Annotated in this window: 5 protein-coding genes; 2 read left to right on the top strand and 3 right to left on the bottom strand. The window is 60.8% G+C overall.

What is annotated here, in order from left to right:
* Together NW820_RS08170 and NW820_RS08175 are read right to left on the bottom strand one after the other, a co-directional pair.
* The gene (locus NW820_RS08170; RefSeq protein WP_414407205.1) at nt 1-882 is read right to left on the bottom strand and encodes a M56 family metallopeptidase; all 882 of its coding nucleotides are present in this window, start codon (nt 880-882) and stop codon (nt 1-3) included.
* Entirely contained in the window at nt 879-1313 is a 435-nt protein-coding gene (locus tag NW820_RS08175) for a BlaI/MecI/CopY family transcriptional regulator (protein ID WP_011433287.1), read from the bottom strand. The genes NW820_RS08170 and NW820_RS08175 overlap by 4 nt, the downstream gene beginning before the upstream one ends.
* Before the next feature lie 121 nt (nt 1314-1434).
* Between NW820_RS08175 and miaB the strand changes: the two genes are divergently transcribed.
* A complete protein-coding gene (gene miaB, locus NW820_RS08180) occupies nt 1435-2769 on the top strand; it encodes a tRNA (N6-isopentenyl adenosine(37)-C2)-methylthiotransferase MiaB (protein WP_414380946.1) in 1335 nt (444 codons plus the stop codon).
* A gap of 286 nt (nt 2770-3055) precedes the next feature.
* Here the strand turns inward: miaB and NW820_RS08185 are convergent, their stop codons facing one another.
* Nucleotides 3056-3406 carry a hypothetical protein gene (locus NW820_RS08185; protein WP_011433285.1) on the bottom strand — a complete coding sequence of 117 codons (351 nt, stop codon included), beginning with the start codon at nt 3404-3406 and terminating at the stop codon, nt 3056-3058.
* A gap of 234 nt (nt 3407-3640) precedes the next feature.
* On the opposite strand from NW820_RS08185, the gene gltX reads away from it, so the two are divergent.
* Nucleotides 3641-5080, top strand: coding sequence for a glutamate--tRNA ligase (gltX, locus tag NW820_RS08190; RefSeq protein ID WP_414407206.1), 1440 nt, complete (start codon nt 3641-3643; stop codon nt 5078-5080).
* Nucleotides 5081-5225: the final 145 nt, after the last annotated feature.

The raw sequence follows: 5225 nt of genomic DNA on the forward strand, positions 1-5225 counted from the left end.
TCAGGTATGGAACGGGATCGCCAGCAAAGGCAATAGGGACAACCCCAACCAGGCCCAACCCCGAATGGAAGAAGAATGGGGTAGGGGATCGACGGGCCCTGACTCTGCCTGCTGCAGCAGGGCATCGATACGCTCCTGCAGCCGTTGCCCTGAGTCTGAACTCACGGCCATTGCAAAGCCAACCCAGGCCGCCGCCGGTTGCTCCACCACGCCATAGCCCACCACCTGCAGCAGGGCCTCTCCCAACAGCAAGGGATCCACCCGTTGGGCCGCCCAGCGATCCGCCCGCAGTTCCCGCAGAGTGAGCAATTCCTGCCAGAGGGCCTCAGTGTTGGGCAGCCAGCCGGTGAGGCGTCGCAGCCAGCCCACCCCAAACATCCACAGGGTGTCGCGGTAGTGGCGATGGGCTTCTTCGTGAGCGATTACAGCCCGCAAGTGCTCATCATCCAACTGCTCCAGCAGGCCGCGGCTGACCACCAACTGGGCATTCCACACCCCCACTTGGGCAGCAAAAGGGATCTCCAAATCCAGCACATAGGCCGGAGAGCCATGCAAATCCACATGGGCTAAAGCTTGCAGATGGGCACGTCGATAGGAGCGCCAGTATTCCCAAATCCAGTGCAAGGCCACGCCGCCGGCCACGGCCAGCAACAGCAGAGCACAGCCGTAGCAGAACCAGCCCCCCACCCCGGCCATTTGTCCCCACGGCCCCATCCAGGCCAAGGCCAAAGCAGTGGTCAGCAACAGCAGCGGGGGCAGCAAGAAGTGGATCCAAGCCCGCTGCCAACGTCGGCCCCATCCCCCACTCCTGTCCAGGCGCACCTGGGCTCGCCACAGCCAACTGAGGCCCAAGCCCAGCAGTAACATGCCCAAGTGGCTCATCGCGGATCCCTCCTGGCTTGACGGGCTGCCCGCAGCCGTTCGGCAATCGCCTGCAACTGGGACACACTGGCCTGATCCAGGCTATCGGCAAAGGCTGCCACCGTATCGGGATCCCCTACAGCCAAAAACTGCTGCAGGTGGGTGAAGGCCCTGAGGCTGGCCGCTTCCTGACGCGAAAGACGAGGCCGCCACAGCATGGGCAGATTCCGCCCTTGGGGATCGGTGCGGCGCTCACAGCTCACCCAGCCCTTCTGGCTTAAGCGCTGCAAAACTGTAGTCACAGAGGCATAGGCCAGCTCCCGATCCGGATCGGCCAAGATGCGCTCGTGGATTTGACGGGTGCTGGCACTGCCCAGATCCCAGAGGATGTCCAAGATTTCCGACTCCAGAGGGCCCAGCGACAGTTGCTTGGGACGATGCTTGGGCAACATGAGCCTTTGCCGGTGTAGGAATTTCTATCTAGCTAGATTAACTGTTGGAGTCTCAAGCCCCGCAGCCATTTTAAGGATCCGCTAAGCTCGAAGATGGTGGTTCTTCGTACTGTTTCTTCCCATGGCTGCTCCCACCTACCACACCATCACCTTCGGCTGCCAAATGAACCGCGCCGATACCGAGCGCATGGCCGGGATCCTGGAGTCCCTGGGGTATGTGGCCACCGAAGATGAGTTGCAGGCGGACTTAGTTCTCTACAACACCTGCACCATCCGCGACAATGCTGAGCAGAAGGTCTATTCCTACCTGGGCATCCAGGCACAGCGCAAGCGCAAGAACCCGGCCATCAAGCTGATCGTGGCCGGCTGTGTGGCCCAGCAGGAAGGGGAAAAATTGTTGCGCCGCGTCCCTGAGCTGGATCTGGTCATGGGCCCCCAGTACGTGAACCGCCTTGGGGATCTGTTGGCGCAGGTGGAAGCCGGAAACCAGGTGGTGGCCACCGAGCCGGTTGAGATCCCAGAAGACATCACCAAGCCCCGCCGCGACAGCCAGGTCACTGCTTGGATCAATGTCATCTACGGTTGCAACGAGCGTTGTACCTACTGCATCGTGCCGCGGGTGCGAGGGCAAGAGCAGTCCCGCCAGCCCCAGGCCATTCGCGCCGAAATCGAAGACGTGGCCAGAGCGGGCTACCGCGAGGTGACGTTGCTGGGGCAGAACATCGATGCCTACGGACGGGATCTGGATCCGAAAACCAACCTGGCCAGCTTGTTGCGCTTCGTCCATTCGGTGGAAGGTATTGAACGGATTCGCTTTGCCACCAGCCACCCGCGCTACTTTACCGAGGAGCTGATCGCCACCTGCGCCGAGCTGCCCAAAGTCTGCGAGCACTTCCACATCCCCTTCCAGGCGGGCAGCAACGAAGTGCTCAAGCGGATGCGGCGCGGCTACACCCACGAGCGCTATCGCCAGATCATCCAGCTCATCCGCCAATACATGCCCGAAGCCGCCATCAGCGCCGATGCCATTGTCGGCTTCCCGGGAGAGACCGAAGCTCAGTTCCAAGAAACCCTGCAACTGGTGCAGGATATCGGCTTTGACCAAGTGAACACTGCTGCCTACTCCCCCCGTCCCGGCACCCCTGCCGCCGAGTGGCCCGACCAGGTGCCTGAAGAGGAAAAAAGCGACCGCCTGCAACGGCTGAACCGACTGGTGGCCGAGGTGGCTGCCGCTCGCAGCGCCCGACTCTTAGGCCAGGTGCAAGAGGTGCTGGTGGAAGGCCCCAACCCGAAAAACCCCCGCCAGGCAATGGGGCGTACCCGCGGCAATCGCTTGGTGTTCTTTGAAGGGAATCCAGAGCAACTGCAGGGATCCCTGGTGCCGGTGCGCATTACCGCCACGCGAGCTTTTTCGCTGACCGGAGAGGCAGTTACCGTCCGCGCGAGCGGGCCATAGGATGAAGGCTCTCACAAACACAACTTTCCCCAGTTCCCTCTTGTCCGATTGCGCCGGCGGAGCGCCTCTCCAGGGAGCTGTTTCGCTGAGAAAAACCATGCCCTCCTGGGTGAACAGCTTTAAGGCAACCGCCAGGCAGTCACTGCCCTTTCCGCCACGCCGACCAGGGCACAACCACCGCCCTAGCTAGCTTTCTTCCGCGCAGCAGTAGAACGGAGCTTCATACACAACGTTTTGGCAACAGCAACAGGCCGGCGCTGGAACAGGCCCCGAATACCTGCCCTGCCTAGCGCAAGATTTCAAAATCCAAAACGGGCTCTGTCTGGGTCACGCGGTAGTACCCGGCCTGGGTACGAACCGAAGCCTGATAGGGACTGGGCAAATCTAGCGAGCGCAGGGGTGGGATGTTGGTGCGTTGGTTCAGCAGCGTGGTGAAGAAGGCGGTGGTCTGCCGGGCCTGGGAGCGCACCACCTCCTCAGGGAAAATGACCGGATCCACATTCCTGCCTGTATCCAACAGGATCCTATCCAGGGCATCTCCCACCGGATAGGAAGGATAGGCAATTTGGGCCAAGGCGGATCCAATCGGGATCCCGGCGGACAGACAACCCAGAAGAATGGCCAAAGTCAGACGCATGTGCTGGGATTCCTCCTGCGCTACAGCTTTTCCTCAACACCGGAAAAAAGGGGGGGTTGGACGTTGCCAATCAACCTTGATCCCCGTGCAGCCTACCTTTTGACCGGCAGCTAAGGCGGATTCTACTCGAAATGCCTCAATTGGCAACCGCCTGCAACCCAATGGAGGGCCAACATGACAAAGGATCTCGCCGCCGACTAGGATCAGGATGCTCTGCTTGGGAGCCTTCAGCCTGTGAGTGTTTGTGTTCGCCTTGCCCCCAGTCCAACCGGAAATCTGCACATCGGCACCGCCCGGACGGCAGTGTTCAACTGGCTGTATGCCCGTCGCCACGGTGGCCGGTTCATTTTGCGCATTGAGGACACCGACCGCGATCGCTCTTTGCCCCGCTACACCCGCAACATTTTGGCGGGCCTGGCCTGGTTGGGCCTGGACTGGGACGAAGGGCCGGTCTACCAGTCCAAGCGCATCGAGCGCTACCAAGCAGTGGTGCAGCAGCTTCTAGATCAAGGGCTGGCCTACCGCTGCTATGTCAGCGAGGCGGAGCTGGAGGAGATGCGCGCTGCCCAGAAGGCCGCCGGCAAAGCCCCCCGCTACGACAACCGCCACCGCTTTCTCACCGAAGCCCAGCGACGGGCCTACGAAGCCGAGGGTCGGCAGCCGGTGATCCGCTTCAAAATCGAGGAGCCCCTGGAAGTGTCTTGGGTGGATCTCATTCGCGGCCCCATTACCTGGAACACCCAGGACTTGGGGGGGGATATGGTCATTGCCCGGGCGGATGGCTGCCCTCTCTACAACTTGGCGGTGGTGGTGGATGACATCGACATGGGCATCACCCATGTGATTCGCGGCGAAGATCACATCGGCAATACCCCCAAGCAGATTTTGCTCTACCGCGCTCTTGGCTACGAACATCCCCAGTTCGCCCATTCTCCGCTAATCCTGAACCCGGAGGGGAAAAAGCTCTCCAAACGGGATGGGGCAACTTCGGTAGCAGAGTTCCAGCAACTGGGCTTTTTGCCGGAAGCTCTCAAGAACTATTTGGCTTTGCTCAGTTGGTCGCCCCCGGATGGGGAAGAGCTTTTCTCTTTGGAAAAGGCGGCTGCGCTGTTCGACTTTGACCGGGTTAACCGTGCGGCTGCCCGCTTTGACTGGGACAAGCTCAACTGGATCAACAGCCAGTACATCAAGCGGCTTTCCCCGCCAGAACTGGTGGAGCGGCTCACCCCCTTTTGGCAGGCGGCAGGGTTTGACCTTTCCGAGGTGCCGGATCCCACCTGGTTAGAAGATGTGGCCCGCCTGATTGCCGATGGCATCGACCGCCTGGCAGAGGCTCCTCCGCTCAGCCGCTTTTTGTTTCAGGAGCCCCTCAGCTACACGTTGCCAGCTCTGGAACAGTTGCGCCTGCCTGGGGTGGCAGAGGCTATGGCTGCAATGGCCACCACGTTGGCTGCTGCCGAGCTGCCCCAGGTTTCGGCGGACAGCTTAAAACCGCTGGTGGATCAGGTGGCCAAGGGCCAGAACATGAAAAAGGGCCTGCTGATGAAGAGTTTGCGGGCCGCCCTGACAGGGGATCTGCAGGGGCCGGATTTGCTGGAATCTTTTGCCCTTCTCCAGCGGCGGGGCTGGGCTTTGGGGCGGTTAGAGGCTGTGCAGAAGTTGGTTCCTTGTTGATGGAAGCCCATCTCTTGCTGTCATGCCTTCGGTTGCCTCTGTTGAAAGTGCTCCGCACCGCTGCCGCAATCGGGATCCCATGCTGTCACGCCAGCTACAGGCTGCAAACCAAATTGTCCAAGAACTGGTGCTGCTCTCTTCTCAG

The organism is Synechococcus sp. R55.7 (assembly GCF_047461955.1).
Lineage (GTDB): Bacteria > Cyanobacteriota > Cyanobacteriia > Thermostichales > Thermostichaceae > Thermostichus.

Coding starts and splice junctions, on each gene's coding strand:
- NW820_RS08175 (WP_011433287.1), bottom strand. CDS start 1,313: ATGTTGCCCAAGCATCGTCCCAAGCAACTGTCGCTGGGCCCTCTGGAG.
- NW820_RS08185 (WP_011433285.1), bottom strand. CDS start 3,406: ATGCGTCTGACTTTGGCCATTCTTCTGGGTTGTCTGTCCGCCGGGATC.
- NW820_RS08170 (WP_414407205.1), bottom strand. CDS start 882: ATGAGCCACTTGGGCATGTTACTGCTGGGCTTGGGCCTCAGTTGGCTG.
- miaB (WP_414380946.1), top strand. CDS start 1,435: ATGGCTGCTCCCACCTACCACACCATCACCTTCGGCTGCCAAATGAAC.